This window comes from Micromonospora sp. PTRAS2 (assembly GCF_054052245.1).
Genome location: NZ_JBSWBU010000003.1, coordinates 505003 through 523852, shown reverse-complemented (window position 1 = coordinate 523852; position 18850 = coordinate 505003). Strand labels below are relative to the sequence as shown.

Genomic DNA, 18850 nt, shown 5'->3' with positions numbered 1-18850 from the left:
TCAGTCGTCGTTGGCGATGGTGCCGACGGCCAGCGGGTCGGCCAGGTGCAGGCCGGGCACGCCGGCCACGAGCAGGTTCACCTTCTCGTCGGCCTCGCGCTTGCGGTCACCGCGCACGGTGACCGCGAAGTTCAGCGAGGTCTGCCCGGCCGCGAGGACCTTGCAACCGACGTACGGCTCGTAGTCCGACCCGGCCTGCGCCGTGGTGCCGTAGGTGGCGGCGCAGATCAGGGCCGGCTGGGACAGCGGCCGGGACACGGTGACGGTGAAGGTGAGCGGGCGGGTGCCCTTGTCGCCCTCGACCACGGTGGCGTCGGCGACGCTCAGCGACGCGCGGGAGCGGAACCGGGCCACCTGCGGGTCGTGGTCGCTGGAGCCGCGCGACCCGTCCCCGGTGAACTCCGCCGGCCAGTCGGCGTTGACGTGCGCCGCCCGCACCTGGACCAGGTCGTCGCGCAGCGCGTCGTTGACGAACAGGTGGTCCAGCGTCTGCGCCTGCCCCTGGAAGCTGTACGAGTACGCCGACGACGGCACCTCGGCGACCAGGTCGTCCCACAGGCTGTGCAGGCCCGCGTCGTAGAGCGCGGCGAGCTGGTCCGACGGGGTCGGGTCGGCCCCGGTGGCGATCGGGTCGTCGGGGCGGGGGAAGACGTTCAGGTCCCCGCCGTACACCACCCGGGAGTTCGGGTCCGCGTTGTGGATCGCGGTGACCAGCGCGGCACCGTAGCGGGCCTGCTCCGTGCGCTGGCCGACCCGGCTGTCCGGCCCCGACGAGAAGTGGTTGCTCAGCGCCCACAGGTGGTAGCCCTCGGACGAGCCCGGGGCCGCCTTGACCCAGAACCTGCCGAGCTGCGGGGCCCGGGTGTAGACGTTGTTGCCGTCCTTGCCGGTGGAGGTGTCGGTGTCGGCCGGCAGCACCGCGTTGAGCGCCTTCGGGTTCTGCACGTCCGCGTTGGACGGCAGCCCCGCCGACCGGTACGGCACCGTCGGCGCAGAGCCGAGCAGCGGGTCGGTGGCGGTCGCCTCGGGCAGCGACAGCCGGTCGGTGCGGTACAGGAACCCGGCGGTGATGCCCCGCGCGTCCGCGCCGGTCCGGTCGTACGCGGCGGCGTACGCCGGCCCGCCCGCGGCGGCCACGGCCAGCGCCAGCTCCTGGAGGGTGTCCGGCGCGCCGTCGGCGTCGTTCGTGTCGCCGCACACCAGCGCGCCGCCGGAGACGGAGCAGATGTCCTGGTCCTCGGCCTCCTGCACCAGGATCAGGTCCGGCGCGTGCAGGTCGGTGCGGATCTGGTCGGCGAGCGCGGTCAGGTGCTCCCGGTAGTCGGCCTCGCTGGCCGGCACGTAGTCGAACGGCGGGCTGACCCCGGTGCAGCCGGCGTTGCCGGTGAAGTCGCAGCCGTCGAACGGGTCGTCCCGGTAGTCGTACAGGTTCTCCACGTTGTACGTGGCGACCGCGATCTCCCGCGACCGGTCGGCCGGCTGCGGCGGGTTGTTCTTCGACGGGTCGGCCCCGGCCGCGAAGGCGGCCCGCTCGACCTGGACGCCGTACTTCTCGAAGGAGAAGTAGAGCGCGCCGTACGCGTCCTCGGTGAGGGTGTCGAAGGTCCGGGCCGGCGGCAGCAGCGCGGCGTTGTCCCCGGCGGTGGCCTTGACGCCCATGGTGCCCAGCATGATCCGCTGGCCGTTGCCGTCGTCGAAGCGGCGGGTCGCGTCGTTGTCCAGCGGGTGCGCGTCGCGGAACACCCGGCGGGCGTACGCGTCGGCGCGGCCCAGCAGCGGGTCGTCCCGGTCGACCACCCACACCTCCGAGTCGGCCGTGGACGCGAACACGTCCCGGCCGCTCACCGCGCCGCTGCCGGCCCGGACCCGCACCCGCGCGCCCTCGTGCCGCTCCCAGAACCGCTGCGCGGCGGCCAGGTCGGCCGGGGGCACCGCGTCGTCGACGGCGACGACGGCGTTCACGTCGAGCCCGGAGGCGACCTTGCGCACCAGGGAGGCCCCGGAGAGCTGGGTCATGTTGTAGTACTCGGACACCCGGGCCCGCAGCACCACCTCGTCGCCCACCGTCGGCACGTAGCCGCCGATCAGCGACGTGAACGCGCCCATGAAGACGAAGATGCCGTCGGAGGAGTTCGGGTCGCCGTCGGTGTCGTCGGCGCGGCTCTGCAGGAAGAAGCCGTGCTGGTCGGCCCCGGCCGACGTCCGGGCCAGGGTGCGCTGGGTGATCACGCCGCGCACGTCGTACAGCGTGCTGCTCGTGCCGTTGCCCGAGGCCGGCGCGAGCGGCGACCGGTCGGCGGGGCCGGACTCGGCGTCGGTGGTCGGGCCCTGCACCTCCCCGACGGTCAGCTCCCGGGTCACGGTCACGGCCAGCGCGCAGGTGGCGGTGGCGCCGTCCGCGTCCGTCGCGGTCACGGTCACGGTGTACGCCCCGGCGGCCAGGTCGGCGCTGGTGGCGACCGTGGCGCGGGCGGTGCCGCCGACGGCGTCGGCCGGGGTGAACCCGGTGCGGCTGATCGTGCCCGTGGCCGGGGCCGGCGCGACCGAGGTGACCGCCAGGTCGACGATCGTGTCGTCCGGGTCGGTGGCGGTGACCTCGCGGCTGGCGGCGGTGCCGGCGGACGTGGTCAGCGCCCCGCCGCAGGTGACGGTGGCGGGCTGGTCGACGGGGCCGCCGCCGTCGACGGTGTGCGCGCCCAGCCCGTCGAACGTGTCGGTGGCGAAGCCGGCCCACTGCGCGGCCGGGTCGAAGGCGTCCGACGGGTCGGTGTCGCCGGAGGTGACCGTGGGCAGCCGCCGCAGCGTGTTGTCGGCGGTGCTGGTCAGGCCGCTGCCCCACTCGGTGCCCGGGTCGACGCCGACCTGACCGATCGAGTCGAGCACCGTCGTGCCCCGGCGCAGCACGATCGCGTCGTCGCCGTTGAACAGGCTGGCGGTGGTCGTCTGGTCGGCCTGGGCGAGGATCGCCGGCGCGGCCGAGGCGGCGGCGAAGACGAACGTGTCGCCCGCCGCCACCGTCCCGGTGAGGGCCAGGGTGGTGGCCGTGGTGTTGCCGTTGAAGTAGAGCAGGAGCTGGTAACCACCGGCGGTGAGGTCGACGGGGGCGCCGGTGCCGTTGTACAGCTCGATCGCCTTGTTGTTGGACGAGCCTTCGACGTACTCCGAGATGAACAGGTCGGTGGGCGCGGCGCTGGCCGCGGTGGGTGCGACGCCGATGACCGGGATGGTGACGGCTACGGCGGTCGCGAGCGCGGCAGTTCTGCGGCGCGGGCGCATGGGGCCTCCACGATGGGTGGACGTGAACGAACGCACGTTAAGCGGCGGCGCTGTCCGCCGTCCATCCCCCACGGGGCGCTTTGGTGAATAGCCGACTCAGCCGCCGAGGCGGTGCACCAGCTCGGCGACGTCCACGCCGTATTCGCACCACTCCCGGTCCGGTTGGTATCCCAGCTCGGCGTTGACCTTCAGCATCGCCTCGTTGGCCTGGGCGTTCCAGGTCTGCACCTCGGTCAGGGTGGGCTCGGCCGAGCGCAGCTCCAGCAGCATCCGGGCCTTGATCGCCCGGTCGATGCCGTAGCCCCGGTGCTCCTGCACCACGATCGTGTCGTACTGGTCGGCCCGGGTCGGGTGCTGCGCCGGCACCACCACCTCGGTCAGCCCGGCCACCTCCCCGGTGCGGTCGTGGGTGGCGAGCACGATGTACGGCTTCATGCCGCGCCGGTGCAGCGTGGCCAGGCTGTCCCGCAGCCGCTGCGGGTCGTACGAGCTGGGGCGCAGCTCGCCGTCGTCCACGTCGCGCACCTCGGCCTTCGCCCGCGCGTACGCCTCGATGAGGTCGTCCGGCGGGCCGCCCGGGCAGAACCGGACCTGGTATCCCGCGCCGACTCCCGTGGCCATCTCGGCCAGCGCCGACCAGTCCACCCCGGACAGGTCGAGCACACTGCGGGTCTCCACGTATTCCCGGGAGAAGCCCAACGCCTCGTAGAACGCCACCGCCGGGGTGCCGCCGACGACCTCGACCCCGATCGACTGGAAGCCCTCCTGGTAGACCCGGCGGGCGGCAATCCGGGCGAGGTCCCGGCCCAGGCCGGTGCGGCGCACCGACGGATGCACCAGCACCTCCAGCACGCCGATGTCGCCGAGCAGCAGCACGTGGACGTGGCCGAGGATCGGGCCGGGCGCGCCACCGGCGGCCGGGTCGGCCTGGGCCACCCAGGAGATCCGCCGCTCGCCGGGCATCACCTCGGAGAGGTATTCCCGCAGGTGAGTCCCCCGCCACGGCGGGTCCTGCGGGAGGTCGGCCGCCAGCACCGCGTTCAGCGTGTCCAGCAGCGACGCGAGCTCGGCGGGCGACGCGGTCCGGGGGTCCCATTCGCGCACCATCACCCGTCTAGCTTGCCGCTTACGGCAGCTTGACGGAAGTGTCCAGTTCCTGGACGCGCCCGGTTTCTCCCGCGGGCCCGGCGGTCACCTCACAGGCGGCGGCTGGCCAGCCCGTACTCGTTGGCCTTGTCGAAGACGTCCTGGGCGTAGCGGCGCACGTCGTTGTACGACAGGATGGCCCCCCACCAGTCGCCCGGGACCGTCATGTTCCGGCCGCCCTTGCACAGGTAGTTGCCGGCGGCCAGGGCCGCGTCGTCCAGGTCGTGCGGGTTCTTGCGCCCGTCGTTGTCGGCGTCCGCGCCGATCTCCTGCCAGGTCGTCGGGATGAACTGCATCGGCCCGATCGCCCGGTCGTAGACGGTGTCGTCGTCGAACAGCCCGCGGTCGGTGTCGGTGATCCGCTGCCGCCCGCCCTTACCGTCGAGCGCGTCGCCGATGATCTCCGGGAGCGCCTGCCCGTCCGGGCCCAGGGTCGCGCCGTTGGCCTGGCCGTGGCTCGACTCGACGTACCCGATCGCGGCGAGGGTGGTCCAGCTCAGCCGGCAGCCCGGGGTGGTCTGGGCGAGCGCCAGCTCGGCGTACCCGTACGCCTGCATGGCCACCGGCGAGATGCCGACCTTCGCCCCGGTCTGCTGGGCCCACGCGGCGAGCGCGTCCGCCGGCCGGCCGTTCGGCACCGGCACGACCGGCCCCGCGCTCGCGCCGGGCACCGCCGTCGCGCCGGGCGGCAGCGGGGTGGCCGACCCGCCGGGCAGCAGCCCGCCCTGCGGCGTCGCCGTGCCGGCCCCCGGCGTGCCGGCGGTGCCGTCCACCGCCACCGGGCGGGGCTTCGGCGCGGACGCCGGCACCAGCAGCGCCCCGGCGGCGGCCGTGCCGGCGACCAGCGCGAGCAGGAACAGGCCGGGCAGGGTGAGCCGGCCGCTCGGGCGGCGGGACCAGGCCCGGGTGGCGCGGGCGGCGGCGACCGCCGCCTGCCGGGGCGGCGGCATGCGTACGGCGTGGGCGAACGGCACCCGACGCCGGCGGGCCACCCCGGTCGGCTTCGCCGCCCCCTGTTCGGCCTCCGCTGCCCCGGGCTCGGCCGGCTTCTCCGGCTCGGCCTCCGGTGTGGTCGGCTTCTCCGCCTCCGGCTCGGTGGCTTCCTTCGCCGTCGACTTGGTCGTCTCGTTCGCTTCCGGCTCGGCCGGTTCCTTCGCCGTCGGCTCGGCCGGCTCCGTCTTCGGCTCGGCCGGCTCCGTCTTCACCGGTTCGGGCTTCGCCGGCTCCGGTTCGGCCGGCGGCGGGGCGTCGGCGGTCGGCGGGGCTGCGGTGGGCGGTGGGGCGTCGGCGGGCGACTCGCCCCGCAGCCAGGGTCGGCGGGGGCGGGGCACCCGGGCGCGTGGCGGCACACCACCCGGGCCCTCGGGCGGCGCGGCCGGTCGCAGGGGCCGAACCGTCGCTCTGTCCTCGCCGTCCACCACCCGTCGAGTATCACCCATGTCCCGCCCGGAGTCAGGCCCGGCCGTACCCTGGTGCCATGCCCCGGTACGAGTTCCGCTGCCGCGCGTGCGGCGACACCTTCGAGGTCAACCGTCCGATGGCGCAGGCCGGTGCGCCGGCGTCCTGCCCGAGCGGGCACGCCGACACCGTCAAGCTCCTGTCCACCGTGGCCGTGACCGGCCGTGGCGGCGCGGGTGCGGCCGCACCGGCCCCCTCCGCCGGCGGCGGTGGCGGCTGCTGCGGTGGCGGGTGCGGCTGCTGACCCCGCCCCGAACGGCGACGCCCCGAACGACCCTGGCCCCCGGGCCGACCCGTCGCGTCCGGCCCAGGCCCGCCCGACCTGGCCCGACGGGGCCGTAACGGCCCGGGTCCTGCCGTTTCCGGCCCCGGTTGGCACCTTGGGGCGGATTTCGCCCATCCGTTCTCACGATGCGTGACGGCACGACCATAGGGCAGCATGTACCCGTCGTCACGGGGGCGGAGGTTCGACGCATGTCGCCAGTGGTCCACCTCCCGAGCGGATGGGTGACCTTCGTGTTCACCGACATCGAGGGTTCGACGCGCCTGGCCCAGCTGCTCGGTCCCGGGTACCGTCCGGTGCTGCGGGAGCATCGCAGGCTGCTGCGGGACACGTTGGCCCGCACCGACGGCGCGGAGCTGCTCACCGAGGGCGACTCGTTCTTCATCGCGTTCCCCGATGCCGGTGCCGCGCTCACCGCCTGCCTCACCGCGCAGCGCGCGCTCGCGACGCACGACTGGCCGGCCCCGGAGGCCGCGCCCCGCGTCCGGATGGGCCTGCACACCGGCTGGGCGGAGCCCCGCGACGGCGAGTACGCCAGCCACGAGGTGCACCGGGCCGCCCGGGTCGCCGCCGCCGCCCACGGCGGGCAGGTGCTCTGCTCGGCGGCCACCGCGCGGCTCGCCTCCCCGCTGCCGGCGGGCGCGTCCCTGCTGGACCTCGGCCTGCACCGGCTGCGCGGCTTCGACGACCGGGAGCGGCTGTTCCAGCTGCTCGCGCCCGGCCTGGAGCGGCAGTTCCCCCGGCCGCGCACCGCCGACGCGGTGGCGCACAACCTGCCGACCCAGGTCACCTCCTTCGTCGGCCGGGAGGCGGAGCGGGCCGCGCTGCGCCGGCTCACGGCGGGGCACCGGCTGGTGACCGTGCTCGGGGCGGGCGGGGCCGGCAAGACCCGGCTCGCCGTCGAGCTGGCGGCCGGCATGGTGGAGGAATATCCGGACGGCGTCTGGTTCGTCGACATCGCCACGGTGACCGACCCGGGGCTGGTGGCGTTCGCGGTGGCCGCCGTGCTCGGGCTGCGTCCGGAGCCCGGCCGCCGGATGGTGGACACCCTCGTCGAGTACGCCGCCGCCCGCCGGATGCTGATCCTGCTGGACACCTGCGACGCCCAGCCGGCCGCCTGCGCCGAGCTGATCTCCCTGCTGCTCGCCGGCGGGGGCGGAGTCCGGGTGCTGGCCACCAGCCGCGAGTCGTTCGGCCTGCCCGGCGAGGTGGTGTGGCGGATCCCGCCGCTGTCCGTGGAGCCCCGGCCGGGCGGTGCGGAGAGCGACGCGGTGGCGCTGCTGCTGGACCGCACGGCGGCGGCCCGGGGCGGCCGGGAGCCGGCCCCGGTCGAGTCGGCCGACCTGCGGCGGGTGGTACGTCGGCTCGACGGGCTGCCGCTCGCCATCGAGCTGGCCGCCGCCCGGCTGCGGGTGCTCTCCGTCGGGCAGCTCGCCGAGCGCCTCGACGACGTGCTCGGGACCCTCGACGCCGGCCGGGACGCCGCCCCCCAGCCGCCCCGGGACGAGCCTGGCTGGACGGGCAACCAGCAGGACACCGTCGACCTGGTGGCGGCGTCCCGGGGCAACGCGCCGCCCACCCCGGCGACCCGGGCCGTGCAGCGGTCGGCCGCCGAGCGGCACCTCACCATGCAGGCCACCGTCACGTGGTCGTACCGGACGCTCGGGCCCCGGGCGGCCCGGCTGCTGCGCTGGCTGGCGGTCTTCGCCGGCCCGGTGGACCTGCCGACGGTGGAGTGGCTGCTCGACGACGACCCGCTCGACCCGCTGTCGGTGCTGGTGGACAAGTCGATGATCCTGGCCGAGCCGCACGCGTCGGGCAGCACGTACCGGATGCTCGACCCGATCCGGGCGTACGCGGCGCGGCGGCTGGCCCAGGCGGGTGAGGAGCGGGCCGCCCGGGACCGGCACCTGGCCTGGTCGACGCGCGCGCTGCGGCGGGCCTACCTCGGGCCGGACGGCCGGCCGACGACCCTCTCCCTGTACGCCCTCGACCCGCTCGCCGGCGAGCTGCGCGCCGCGCTGCGCTGGTGCGCGACCGGCGGCAGCGCCCGCAACGGGCTGTGCCTGGCCGGCGGGCTGGACCAGTGGTGGCGGGAGCGCGGGCTGGCCCGGGAGGGACGCCTCTGGCTGTTCCGGCTCTACGGCCGGATGGCCGAGACCGGGGAGCACGTGCCGGACGCCGAGCTGGCCGCCGCGTACTACATGCACTCGCTGCACGCCGGCGCGGACGGCGAGTTCGCGGAGGAGCTGCGCTACTCGCAGCAGGCCGAGGCGGCGGCCCGCCGGGCCGGCGACGCCGGCCTGCTGGCCCGGGTGCTGGCCGGGCGGGCCGCCCCGCTGGTCGACATGGGGCAGTTCGCCGACGCCGAGCGGGCCTGCCGGGAGGTCATCGCCTGGGCGCACGAGCGGGAGGTGGCGGGGGACGCCCTGTTCGCGGTGCTCAGCCTCGCCGAGCTGCTCTGGCGGCGCGGCGCGCTGGCGGAGGCCGCGGAGCTGCTCGGCGCGGCCCGCCCGGTCGAGGCGGCCCGCCCGGCGGACCGGGGGCGCCGGTCGGTGGACATGCTGCTCGGCATGGTGGCGCTGGCCCGGGGCGACCTGGTGGCCGCGCACGAGCACCTGCTGGTGGCGTTGCGCTCCCGGATGAGCCACGGCTTCCACCGCCGGGCCTGCGACACGCTGAACGCGATCGCGGTGCGCTGCGCGGCCGGCGGCGACCCGCTGACCGCCGCCCGGCTCTTCGGCGCGGCGCAGGCGACCCGGGAGAGCCTGCGGTCGACCCCGGGCATCTACGGGGCGTACTGGCTGGAGCGGCAGGCCGCGCTGCGCCGGGAGATGGGCGACGTGGCGTTCGACGAGGCGTACGCGCAGGGGAGCGAGCTGGGGCTGGAGGAGGCGGCGGCGCTGGCGTTGGCGGTGGAGCACCCCGACCTCGGGGTGGACTCGACGCGCTTCGCGGCCACCGGCATGCCGGCACCCGCCCCCGCGCCCGCCCCTGCCCCTGCGCGCCCCGCCGAGGGCTGCGGTTAGGAAGGGACCCCTGCTATGCAGAATGCGTTAACAGGGGCCCTTCCTTGCGCCTCAGCGGGCGGCGGCGGCCTTGATGCGGGCGGCGCGGTCGATGTCGGCCTGCCGGACCGCCGCGACGGAACCGAAGATGCTGACCGCCTCGTAGTAGGTCCAGGCGAGGCTGTAGCAGGCGGGGCGGACCACCGAGCTGTACGTGGCGCAGGCCCGCTTCAGGTCCTCGTAGAAGGCGCTGTCCACCCGGGCCTTGTTGGCCGGGAACTGGCCCATCTCCTTGTAGTTGCGGTAGCCGAAGTCGTGCCGCTGGCAGGAGAGCTTGAAGTTGAACCCGAGCGGGTTGTCCGGGCTGGACGAGCAGTAGTCGGTGGACCAGTTGAAGGCGTACTCGGCCCAGGCGGACTGGTTCTGCCGGGCCGAGTTCCAGGTGCTGTAGCTGCTGGCGCTGGTCTGCGTCCAGCTCGACAGCACGCTGAGCTTCTGGCTGGTGCTGACGGCGGCGGTCGCGGGGGAGGCGACCGCGAGCGCCGCGAGCAGGGCGAGCGCGCCGGAGGCGAGGACTGTGGCGAGGCGTCTGGGCACGGGGGACCTCCGCGGGGGTGTGCGGTGCGGCTGGTTACCGGCGGGTCACCGGATTCGACAAGTGTCGATCACGCCGCGGAGGGTCGAGTACGTCATAAACCAACATCTGGTGACATCAGTTGAAACAGACGAATACCCCGGACGCTGGGGCGCCCGGGGCACTCGTCCGTGCCGCCAGCCCTCAGCGCACGACGCGCGGCGGGCTGACGGGGCTCTCGTTCCACAGCCGGTCCAGCGCCGCCACGTGGTACGTGTACCGCGCGCCGGCCTCGGCGGTGACGTCCACCCAGGACTGGGTCGCGCCGGGGGTGGCCCGGACGGTGCCGACCAGGTGGGACGCGTCGGCGAAGCCGCACGCCCCGGCCGGGCCGGTCCCGTCGAACCGGTAAACCGCGTACGACGTGGCCCGGCCCAGCGGGCCCACGCCGCCGGCCGGATGCCGCCAGCTCAGCCGCACCCCGTCGGCCTGCCGCTGCGCGCCGGTGACCACCGGGGGCAGCAGCGGCTTCGCCGGCAGGTGCGGCATCGCCGGCACCAGGGCGGGGCGCGCGTAGTGCTCGGCGGCGTAGAGGTCGGTCGCCCCGAGCCGGTTCGCCCGCACCTGCACGGCCGAGAAGTGCACGTTGCCCCGCACCTCCGGGTACGCCCGGTTGAGCGTCAGGTGGTCGGACAGCTCGCGCGGGTTCTGCCAGAACGACCCGTACGCCGGGTCGCCGCTCTTGTAGTCGGCCTGGCCGATGTAGAGCTGCACGCGGGTGCCGCGCACCGTCTCGGCCCACCACGGCACCAGCCGGGCGTAGTCGGCCGCCGGGTACTGGCCGATGTACCAGTAGAGCTGCGGCACGATGTAGTCGATCCACTCCTGCTTGACCCACTTGCGGGTGTCGGCGGAGATGATGTCGTACGACTGGCTGCCGGTGGTGTCCGAGCCGTTCGGGTCGGCCGAGGCGTTGCGCCAGATGCCGAACGGGCTGACGCCGAACTTCACCCACGGCTTCGCGGCCTTGATCCGGTCGTTCATCTCCCGGATCAGCAGGTCGATGTTGTCCCGCCGCCAGTCGGCCCGGTCGGTGAAGCCCCGGTTGAACTCGGCGAACGTCGCGTCGTCGGGCACCTGGTAGCTGCCGCTCGGGTAGGGGTAGAAGTAGTCGTCGAAGTGCACGCCGTCGACGTCGTAGCGGGTGACGGCGTCCATCATGGCGGTCTGGACGAACTCGCGGACCGCCGGGACGCCGGGGTTGTAGTAGAGCCGGCTGCCGGCGACGCCGGCCGGCGGGTACGCGAACGTCCACTCGGGGTGCTGGCGGGCCGGGTGGTCGGGCGCGAGCTGGGTGAGGTCCGCGCCCGCGCCGCCCGGGGCCGGCATGGAGATCCGGTACGGGTTGAACCAGGCGTGGAACTCCAGGTTGCGCTTGTGCGCCTCGTCGACGAGGAACGCCAGCGGGTCCCAGCCCGGGTCCTGCCCGCGCACCCCGGTCAGGTACTCCGACCACGGCTCGTGCGGCGACGGCCAGAACGCGTCGGCGGTGGGCCGGACCTGCACCACCACCGCGTTGTGGTGCAGCCGCTGCGCCAGGTCGAGCCAGCCCAGGTATTCCGCCCGCTGGGCGGCGGCGCGGTCCGGGGCGGTCTGCGACGCCTTGGTCGGCCAGTCGATGTTCACCACCGACGAGATCCACATGGCCCGGAACTGCCGCTTCGGGGTGGCCGGGTCGGTGGTGCAGGAGGCGGTGGCGCCGGCCTGCGTGGCGGTGCCGCCGCCGTTCGCGGCCGCGGAGGCGGCGGTCGGTGGGGCGGCGGCGAGCGTGCCGAGCAGGGCCACGGCCAGCCCGGCGGCTCTGAGCCGAGTTGCCTTCATCCGGTGCGTCCCTTCGGTGGGGCTCGGCGGGCGGGCGCGATGCTTGCTGCGGCAAGAACCGCCGCAGTCAATCTTTCGCTGGTAGGAAATTTTCACACCGGGCGGGCCCGGCGCAAGACCTCCCGCCGGATCGATGCCCTCCCGACCTCGAACCCCGCCCGACGCGCCCCGGGCCGCGTGGCGGACCGTGACCGTATCGACACCCGAAGTCGTGATTCGTGGGTCGCCGGGCTGGGTAGCTTGGCCGGTCACCGGCCGCCACGGTGGTGGTCGCACGGTGGGAGGGGTGAGCGCGGTGTCCGTGCTGCGTACCAAACCGATCAAGGACGTGATAGCCCAGGGCGAGGCGGACGGCGAGGACGGCGGCCTCGGCCTCAAACGCCGCCTCGGCGCGCGTGACCTCACCGGCTTCGGCATCGGCATCGTCATCGGCACCGGCATCTTCACCCTCGCCGGCATCGAGGCCCGCGACAGCGCCGGACCCGGCGTGGTGATCTCGTTCGCCATCGCCGGAGTGGTCGCGCTGCTCGCCGCGCTCTGCTACGCCGAGCTGGCCTCCAGCGTGCCGACCGCCGGCAGCGCCTACACCTACGCGTACGCGACGATGGGCGAGATCGTCGCCTGGATCATCGGCTGGGACCTGCTGCTGGAGTTCGCCCTCGGCGCGGCCGTGGTGGCCCGCGGCTGGTCCGGCTACCTCGCCGAACTGCTCGGCCTGCCCACCGCCTGGTTCGGCGAGGAGGGCAGCATCGTCAACGTCGGCGCGATCGCCGTCGTGCTGCTGCTCGGCGTCGTGGCGATCGTCGGCATCCGCGAGTCCGCCCGGGTCACCAACCTGCTCGTGCTGGTCAAGGTGGCCATCTGCGTCTTCATCGTGGTCGCCGGCCTGTTCTTCGTGAAGGCCGCGAACCTCACGCCGTTCATCCCGCCGGCCGAGCCCGCCGGCGCCGGCGACGACGGGATCAAGCAGCCCGTCACCCAGGCCCTGTTCGGGCTGGAGCCGTCCGTGTTCGGGTTCGTCGGCGTGCTCAGCGCCGCCGCCGTGGTCTTCTTCGCGTACACCGGCTTCGAGGCCGTGGCCAACCTCGGCGAGGAGACCCGGCGGCCCAAGCGGGACCTCACCCTCGGCCTGCTCGGCACCCTGCTGATCTCCACCGTGCTCTACATCGGCGTCTCGCTGGTCGTCGTCGGCATGGTCCCCTACACCGAGATCGACCGGGGCGCGCCGATCGCCTCCGCGTTCAACGCGGTCGGGGCCGAGTGGGCCGGCATCCTCGTCTCCATCGCCGCCGTCGCCGGCCTGACCAGCGTGATCCTCGTGGACCTGGTGGCCATGGGCCGGATCGGCTTCGCCATCAGCCGCGACGGGCTGATCCCGCCGTCGGTGGCGAAGGTGCACCCGCGCTGGGGCACCCCGTACCGGATCTCGGCCGTCATGACGGTGGCCGTGGCGCTGCTCGCCGGCTTCCTGCCGCTGTCGGCCCTGGCCGACCTGGTCAGCATCGGCGCGCTCTGCGCGTTCGTGCTGGTCTCGGTGGCCGTGCCGATCCTGCGCCGCAAGCGCCCCGACCTGGAGCGGCCGTTCCGGGTGCCGTTCTCGCCGGTGCTGCCGATCGTCTCCGCGCTGGCCTGCTTCTACCTGATGCTCAACCTGTCGGTGGAGACCTGGATCCGGTTCCTGATCTGGATGGCGCTCGGCGGGATCATCTACTTCGGCTACGGCTACCGCCGCAACCGCCTCGCCCGCAAGGAAGGGCCCCCTGTTAACGCCTGAGGTAGAGAAGGGTCCCCTTCTCACTCGCCCCCACCGGCGCTACGTGCCGGTGGGGGCGAAGCGCAGCAGGTTCCAGGAGACCGCCGGCAGCAGCACCGCGCAGCGACCCCCGTCGGGGGTGGGTGCCGCCAGCTCCCGGGGCGTGACCCGGTCGGGCTCGGCCTCGGTGTTGACGGCGTCCGGGTCGTCCCCGGCGGCGAGGGTCAGGTGGGCCGCCCCGGCCAGGCCGGGCAGGCCCCGCAGGTCCAGGTCGAGGGGGAGGTCGGCGGTGCCCCGGTTGACCGCGAGCACGGTCAGCGCGCCGGTCTCCTCGTCGTGCACCGCCACGGTGTCCAGCACCGGCACGTCGCCGTAGCGCTTCGTGGCGTACGTCGGGCAGACCGGCTCGGTGCGCAGCACCGTGCCGGTGGCGTACCGGGCGGTGAGGGCGAACGGGTGGAAGATGCTCTGCCGCCAGGCGGGACCGCCGGTGCGGGTGCGGATCGGGGCGATCACGTTGGCGAGCTGCGCCTGGCAGGCCACCCCCACCCGGTCGGCGTGCCGGAGCAGGGTGATCAGCAGGTCGCCGACGACCACCGCGTCGACGGCGGTGTAGTCGTCCTCGATCAGGGTGGGGGCCTCGACCCAGCCGCGCCGGTCCAGGTCGGCCTGGAGGCGGGACTGGTACCAGACGTTCCACTCGTCGAACGAGATCTTCAGCTTGCGCCGGTGCCGCTGCTTGGCCGCCACGTGGTCGGCGGTGGCCACCACCTCGGCGATGAAGTGGTCCATGTCCACCGCCGAGGCCAGCAGGCTGGCCCGGTCGCCGTCGGCGGGGTCGTAGTAGGTGTGCGCGGAGACGTAGTCCACCAGCTCGTAGGTGTGCTCCAGCACCGTCGCCTCCCAGGAGGCGAACGTCGGCATGCCCCGGCCGGAGCTGCCGCAGGCGACCAGGCTGACCGACGGGTCGATCATCTTCATCGCGCGGGCGGTCTCGGCGGCGAGCCGGCCGTACTCCTCGGCGGTCTTGTGCCCGACCTGCCACGGGCCGTCCAGCTCGTTGCCGAGGCACCACAGCTTCACCCCGTACGGCTGCTCCGCGCCGTGGGAGCGGCGCAGGTCCGACAGCCGGGTGCCGCCGGGGTGGTTGGCGTACTCCAGCAGGTCGCAGGCATCCTGCACGCCCCGGGTGCCGAGGTTGACGGCCATCATCGGCTCGACGCCGGCCGCCGCCGCCCAGGTCATGAACTCGTCGAGGCCGAAGGCGTTGGTCTCGATCGTCTTCCAGGCGAGGTCGAGCCGGCGGGGGCGGTCGGCGACCGGGCCGACGCCGTCCTCCCAGCGGTAGCCGGAGACGAAGTTGCCGCCGGGGTAGCGGACCACGGAGACGCCCAGCTCCCGGGTCAGCTCCAGCACGTCGCCGCGCAGGCCGTGCGGGTCTGCGCTGGGGTGGCCGGGCTCGTAGACCCCGCCGTAGACGCAGCGCCCCAGGTGCTCGACGAAGGAGCCGAAGATTCGGCGGTCGGCCGGGCCGATCGCGAAGGCCGGGTCGATGGTCAGCTTCGCGGTCACCGGGGAATCCGCCTTTCGTCGATGTCCCGTCGGTTCTATAACGTTGTACTCGACGTGTAAAGGGGCGCTCGCGGCACCAGCGCGGAGGTGGCGGTGCGACACCGGCTCAAGGACGTGGCGGAGCGCGCGGGCGTGTCCGTGAAGACCGTCTCGAACGTCGTCAACGGCTACCAGCACGTGCGGCCCGACACCCGGGCCCGCGTCGAGCAGGCCATCGCCGAGCTGCGCTACCGGCCCAACCTGTCGGCGCGAAACCTGCGCAAGGGACGTACCGGGATGATCGCCCTGGCCGTGCCGGAGCTGGACGCCCCCTACTACGCCGAACTGGCCCGGCACGTCGTCACCGCCGCCGCCGAACAGGGCTGGACGGTCCTGATCGGCCGGACCGGCGGCGGCACCGAGCGGGAGCGGGCCGTCGCCGCCGGCATCGGCGGCCACCTCATCGACGGCCTGATCCTCAGCCCGCCGGCGCTCGCCGCCGAGGACCTCGCCAACCTCCACGACGGCACCCCGACGGTGCTGCTCGGCGAGCGCGTCGCCCCCGGCCCCGCCGACCAGGTGACGATCGACGACGTGGCCGCCGCCCGCGAGGCCACCGCCCACCTGATCGCCCTCGGCCGTCGCCGCGTCGCCGCGATCGGCGCGCGGCCCACCGCCGAGGGGACCGGCGCCCGGCTCCGCCTCGCCGGCTACGCCGCCGCGCTCGCCGAGGCCGGCATCGCCTACGACGAGCGCCTCGTCGCGTCCGCGCCGGTCTGGCGTCGCGCGGACGGCGCGGCGGCCGTGCGCCACCTGCTCACCTCGGGGGTACGCCCCGACGCCGTCCTCTGCTTCGACGACACCCTCGCCCTCGGTGCCCTGCGGGCGCTGCACGAGGCCGGCCTGCGCGTCCCCGCCGACGTGGCGGTGGCCGGCTTCGGCGACATCGAGGACGGCCGTTTCTCCACCCCCACCCTCACCACCGTCGCCCCCGACAAGGAACGCCTCGCGCGGCTGGCCGTCGACCTGCTGGCCGACCGGATCGACGGGGACCGGAGCGGCCCGTCCCGCGCGCTCACCGTCCCCTACCGGCTCGACACCCGGGAGAGCACCCTCGGCCGCTGACCCCGCCCGAGGCGTCTGTTTGTCCACATGCGACAGTCGTGCCGCCGGCTGACGCCGAACAGGGGATGGGCGCGGTGACGGCGAGTCGCGATGATGTGGCGGCACGTGGGGACGAGCAGAAAAGTGGGGGCGAGATGAGCGCCGATTCGAGCTGGGGCGACTACCTGTCCGCTGACACCTCCGTCACGGACGCCGGCATCGCCACCTTCGACCAGCCGGTGGTCGAACCGATCGCGATCGAGCCGGTGCTGCCCGAGCCGGTGGTGGACGCCGTCGAGAGCGAACTGGCCGGGGCGGCTGCCGACCAGGACTGGTCGGCCTGGCATGCCGACAGCGGCGACCAGTGGGCCGACTCGGCGCAGGACTGGGTCGACTACGCCAACGAGAACCTGGCCGCCGGCAACACCGACATCGCCGCCAGCGCCTTCGACACCGCCGCCAACCACGCCGACCTGGCCGGCGGCAACTACGACGTCTCGTTCGACTACGCCGCCCAGGCCGGCACCCACCTGGACACCGCCGTCGCGGAGGTCGCCCCCTACGACACGTACGACGCCGGGACGAGCTTCGACGCCGGCACGAGCTTCGACGTCGCGGAATGAGCTGGGCCGACGACAACGACCCCGGCAGCCGGCCGCAGCCGGCCGTGCTGGCCGCCGAGGCCGGCCGGCTCGCCGCCGGCGCGGAACGCCGGGTCGCCGCCCCGGCGAGCGTGGCCCGGCAGCACCTGCTCCGCGTCATCCGGGACCTCGCCTTCGACCTGCGCGCCGAGCAGCTCAGCCTGCTGGAGGCGGTCCGTGGGTCGAAGCTCGGCGGGGTGACCCTCTCCGCCACCCGGGTGCCCGTCTTCCTCCGGGTCGGTCTCGAAGCCGACGCGGCCGGCACCCGGGTCACCGTCCTGCTTGCCGACCGCTGGGTCGGCAAGGTGGGCCGGAACTGGGGTCTGACCTCCGTCTACGTCGAGCTGTTCGGGTCCGTCCTCAGCGCCGTCGACGGCGTGCTGGGCCGGCTCGACCCGGCCGCCGCCGCCGCGTTCGCGCCCTGGTGGCGGCAGACCGGCCCCGGCGACGTGGCGATCATGCAGAACGCGGCCGGCATCGCCAACCGGGCCCAAGCGGTGCTGTCCCGGCACGCCTCCCGCCTGCTCGAAGGGGACGCCGCCACCCCGCGCCGGGCGTCGGTCAGCCGCGCCGGCACCGAGACCTTCACCTTCGAGACACCGCAGGCCGTCGCGGAGGTGCCGGCCGAACTGGCCGACGGCATGCTGATGGTCGGCACCCTGGTGGCCAGCCGCCCCGACGGGATGCCACCCCACCTGGTGGCGCAGGTGCAGTCACTGGTCGTCCGGATCGAGGAGCACCTCGCCGCGGTCGCCGGCACCGTCGGGTCGGCCCCGGCCGCCCGATTCACCGTCGACCCGGCGGACGTGCCGGTGGTGACCTTCCTGCACCAGCAGGCGCGGATCCGGGGCATGCTTCCGGTGCGGACCCTGCGCACCTGCACCACCTGTCGGCTGGAGAAGGTCACCAATCCCGATCTGGAACGGTTGCAGGAACGCACCCGCCGGACGCGGGACCTGGCGAGCAGCATCAGCGCGGTGGTCACCCCGTACGTGCTGGCCGGACGGCTGGTGCAGCTCAACGGCAAGGGGCCCAGTTTCGCCTGCCCGCGCTGTCAGGGCATGGACGCCGACGAGACGGTGGTGACGTACTGCCAGCGGTGCGGCGACCGCCGGGCCGAGACGGCCCTGCGGACCTGCCCGAAGTGCCAGTTCGACTTCCGCAGCCTGCTCGCCGGTGACAGGCCCTGGCAGCCGCGCGCGGCGCAACCGACGGGCGTGGCCGCCCCGGCCACCGCCGCCGTCGCCCCGGGCCCCGCCCCGGAGCCCGCGCTGCCGCCCGCACCGCCGGCCCCGACCGTCGCCCCGTCCCCGCCGTCCCCCGGAACGCCCCGACGGGTGGATTCCGAGGCGGAGCAGTGGCCCCGCCCACCGGGGTACGCGCCCGGCTGACCGGCGCCGGGCCACCGGGACCGGGGCAGCCGGGCCGACCGGGTGTCAGCTGAAGAAGCGGGCCAGGTGCGGCGGCTCCGGTGCCGGGTCGTCCGCGCCCAGCGGGGTCAGGTCGGCGAAGATGCTGGCACCGTCGCAGCCCACGTGCAGGGGATGCCAGCGCGGGGTGCCCGGCGGGCGTTGCAGACAGATGCCCTTGACCGTCTGCACGTCCAGCAGCCGCACGTGCGTCGGGTCGGCCACCGCGTTCACGTGCCCCCACCAGGGGCTCATCACGTGCAGCACCCCACCCGGGCGCAGCACCCGGTGGCACTCGTCCACCAGCGGCAGGAAGTCGATCAGGTGCTCCAGGATGTGCACCGCGAACAGCACGTCCACCGAGTCGTCGGCCAGCGGCAGCGACCCGGACAGGTCGGCCACCGCGTCCACCCCCGGGGCGGGGTAGATGTCCAGCCCCAGGTTCTGCGGATACTGCTTGGTGCCGCCGCAGCCCAGGTCCACCACGACCGGTTCGCGGCCGGCGACCCGCACCCGGCCCCAGACGCCGAACACCCCGGCGAGCCGGCCGACCAGCTCCCGCACCAGGCGCAGCTGCGCGGCGTCGGCGACCTCCCCGGTCAGGTGGGCCACGCCCCGGTCGAAGCGCACCCGCACCGCCAGGTCACGCAGCCGGGCGTCGTGGGCCGCCTGATCCGCCCACGCCTCGGCGAGGAACTCGTCGACCGCCCGCAGCCGTTCGGCCGAGGGCGCGGTCAGGGCCGTCGCGACCATGGGCCACCTCCGG

At 74.5% G+C, this 18850-nt stretch carries 13 protein-coding genes; 6 read left to right on the top strand and 7 right to left on the bottom strand.

Annotated features, from left to right (window positions below):
* The 3 genes from ACVMYR_RS13215 to ACVMYR_RS13205 form a co-directional block, all read right to left on the bottom strand.
* Complete coding sequence (locus ACVMYR_RS13215) at positions 1–3276, bottom strand: lamin tail domain-containing protein (protein ID WP_457121905.1); 3276 nt, start codon at positions 3274–3276, stop codon at positions 1–3.
* 96 nt (positions 3277–3372) lie between these two features.
* Positions 3373–4383, bottom strand: coding sequence for a GNAT family N-acetyltransferase (locus ACVMYR_RS13210; protein WP_077938217.1), 1011 nt, complete (start codon positions 4381–4383; stop codon positions 3373–3375).
* A gap of 89 nt (positions 4384–4472) precedes the next feature.
* The gene (locus ACVMYR_RS13205; protein WP_457121904.1) at positions 4473–5843 is read right to left on the bottom strand and encodes a lytic murein transglycosylase; all 1371 of its coding nucleotides are present in this window, start codon (positions 5841–5843) and stop codon (positions 4473–4475) included.
* Positions 5844–5899: 56 nt separating this feature from the next.
* Here ACVMYR_RS13205 and ACVMYR_RS13200 point away from each other — a divergent pair, with 56 nt between their 5' ends.
* Both ACVMYR_RS13200 and ACVMYR_RS13195 read left to right on the top strand, forming a co-directional pair.
* Positions 5900–6124: an FmdB family zinc ribbon protein gene (locus ACVMYR_RS13200; protein ID WP_091276636.1), complete on the top strand. Its 225-nt coding sequence runs from the start codon at positions 5900–5902 to the stop codon at positions 6122–6124.
* Positions 6125–6354: 230 nt separating this feature from the next.
* Positions 6355–9192, top strand: coding sequence for an ATP-binding protein (locus ACVMYR_RS13195; protein ID WP_228986924.1), 2838 nt, complete (start codon positions 6355–6357; stop codon positions 9190–9192).
* 51 nt (positions 9193–9243) lie between these two features.
* Here ACVMYR_RS13195 and ACVMYR_RS13190 read toward each other — a convergent pair whose 3' ends face one another.
* Together ACVMYR_RS13190 and ACVMYR_RS13185 are read right to left on the bottom strand one after the other, a co-directional pair.
* A complete protein-coding gene (locus tag ACVMYR_RS13190) occupies positions 9244–9768 on the bottom strand; it encodes a phospholipase (protein ID WP_091276627.1) in 525 nt (174 codons plus the stop codon).
* 181 nt (positions 9769–9949) lie between these two features.
* Complete coding sequence (locus ACVMYR_RS13185; RefSeq protein WP_457121903.1) at positions 9950–11626, bottom strand: family 10 glycosylhydrolase; 1677 nt, start codon at positions 11624–11626, stop codon at positions 9950–9952.
* Between the two features lie 286 nt (positions 11627–11912).
* Between ACVMYR_RS13185 and ACVMYR_RS13180 the strand changes: the two genes are divergently transcribed.
* The gene (locus ACVMYR_RS13180) at positions 11913–13400 is read left to right on the top strand and encodes an amino acid permease (RefSeq protein WP_457121902.1); all 1488 of its coding nucleotides are present in this window, start codon (positions 11913–11915) and stop codon (positions 13398–13400) included.
* A 39-nt stretch (positions 13401–13439) separates the two neighbouring features.
* On the opposite strand, the gene arfA is transcribed toward ACVMYR_RS13180, so the two are convergent.
* Positions 13440–14951, bottom strand: a complete 1512-nt coding sequence (gene arfA / locus ACVMYR_RS13175; protein WP_457121901.1) for an arabinosylfuranosidase ArfA — start codon at positions 14949–14951, stop codon at positions 13440–13442.
* Positions 14952–15044: 93 nt separating this feature from the next.
* Here arfA and ACVMYR_RS13170 point away from each other — a divergent pair, with 93 nt between their 5' ends.
* The 3 genes from ACVMYR_RS13170 (at position 15045) to ACVMYR_RS13160 (ending at position 18066) form a co-directional block, all read left to right on the top strand.
* Complete coding sequence (locus tag ACVMYR_RS13170) at positions 15045–16055, top strand: LacI family DNA-binding transcriptional regulator (protein WP_457121900.1); 1011 nt, start codon at positions 15045–15047, stop codon at positions 16053–16055.
* A gap of 134 nt (positions 16056–16189) precedes the next feature.
* Positions 16190–16657, top strand: a complete 468-nt coding sequence (locus tag ACVMYR_RS13165; RefSeq protein ID WP_091276620.1) for a hypothetical protein — start codon at positions 16190–16192, stop codon at positions 16655–16657.
* A complete protein-coding gene (locus ACVMYR_RS13160; RefSeq protein ID WP_457121899.1) occupies positions 16654–18066 on the top strand; it encodes a hypothetical protein in 1413 nt (470 codons plus the stop codon). Before ACVMYR_RS13165 ends, ACVMYR_RS13160 begins: the two co-directional genes overlap by 4 nt.
* A 45-nt stretch (positions 18067–18111) precedes the next feature.
* On the opposite strand, the gene ACVMYR_RS13155 is transcribed toward ACVMYR_RS13160, so the two are convergent.
* Positions 18112–18837, bottom strand: coding sequence for a methyltransferase domain-containing protein (locus ACVMYR_RS13155; protein ID WP_077938225.1), 726 nt, complete (start codon positions 18835–18837; stop codon positions 18112–18114).
* Positions 18838–18850: the final 13 nt, after the last annotated feature.

Bases quoted from the DNA above. Each gene is read 5' to 3' on its own strand.
- ACVMYR_RS13215 (WP_457121905.1), bottom strand. From the start codon at position 3,276: ATGCGCCCGCGCCGCAGAACTGCCGCGCTCGCGACCGCCGTAGCCGTC.
- ACVMYR_RS13210 (WP_077938217.1), bottom strand. From the start codon at position 4,383: ATGGTGCGCGAATGGGACCCCCGGACCGCGTCGCCCGCCGAGCTCGCG.
- ACVMYR_RS13200 (WP_091276636.1), top strand. From the start codon at position 5,900: ATGCCCCGGTACGAGTTCCGCTGCCGCGCGTGCGGCGACACCTTCGAG.
- ACVMYR_RS13195 (WP_228986924.1), top strand. From the start codon at position 6,355: ATGTCGCCAGTGGTCCACCTCCCGAGCGGATGGGTGACCTTCGTGTTC.
- ACVMYR_RS13185 (WP_457121903.1), bottom strand. From the start codon at position 11,626: ATGAAGGCAACTCGGCTCAGAGCCGCCGGGCTGGCCGTGGCCCTGCTC.
- ACVMYR_RS13165 (WP_091276620.1), top strand. From the start codon at position 16,190: ATGAGCGCCGATTCGAGCTGGGGCGACTACCTGTCCGCTGACACCTCC.
- ACVMYR_RS13160 (WP_457121899.1), top strand. From the start codon at position 16,654: ATGAGCTGGGCCGACGACAACGACCCCGGCAGCCGGCCGCAGCCGGCC.
- ACVMYR_RS13155 (WP_077938225.1), bottom strand. From the start codon at position 18,837: ATGGTCGCGACGGCCCTGACCGCGCCCTCGGCCGAACGGCTGCGGGCG.